Annotated in this window: 1 pseudogene; it reads right to left on the bottom strand. The window is 52.0% G+C overall.

Annotation, left to right across the window (positions count from 1 at the left end):
• A pseudogene (locus tag FDX01_RS23450) lies at positions 1 to 417 on the bottom strand (lytic transglycosylase domain-containing protein); the annotation flags it as partial.

Genomic DNA, 417 nt, shown 5'->3' with positions numbered 1-417 from the left:
CGGATTGATCCCAGCGTAGCCGTCGGGTTAGCCACGGCCCGCTGGAAGTTAATTGCGGTCGAATCCAGGGCACCTATGGTGGTATTCAGCCCCATAGATGTAAAACGTTGAGCGCTGGCTGTTGAAGCCAGGCGATTTAAGCCAAACAACCCACCAGCGCCAAGCACACCAGTAAACAGCCCAACAATTCCGCCCCATGACAATAAATTAACCGTGGCATCTTTGATGTGGCCTGCAAACTCTTTCGAATCCTTTTTCAGCTTTCCAAAAATACCAGCTGACCCGGAGGTTTTCTTGTTTAGGTCTTCCTGCCGCTTGTTCGCGTCCTCCAGGTTACCGTTAATGCGATCGAGGTTATTCACCATCGCGTTAAGCGAATCGACACCATCCGAAAACGCTTTGGCCATGCCGCCGGCT

Origin of the sequence: Citrobacter sp. wls613 (genome assembly GCF_005281195.1) — a bacterium.
In the GTDB taxonomy this organism is placed as follows: domain Bacteria; phylum Pseudomonadota; class Gammaproteobacteria; order Enterobacterales; family Enterobacteriaceae; genus Citrobacter; species Citrobacter gillenii.
The sequence above is the reverse complement of the archived record's forward strand: the minus strand, read 5'-3'. Positions and strand labels throughout refer to the sequence as shown.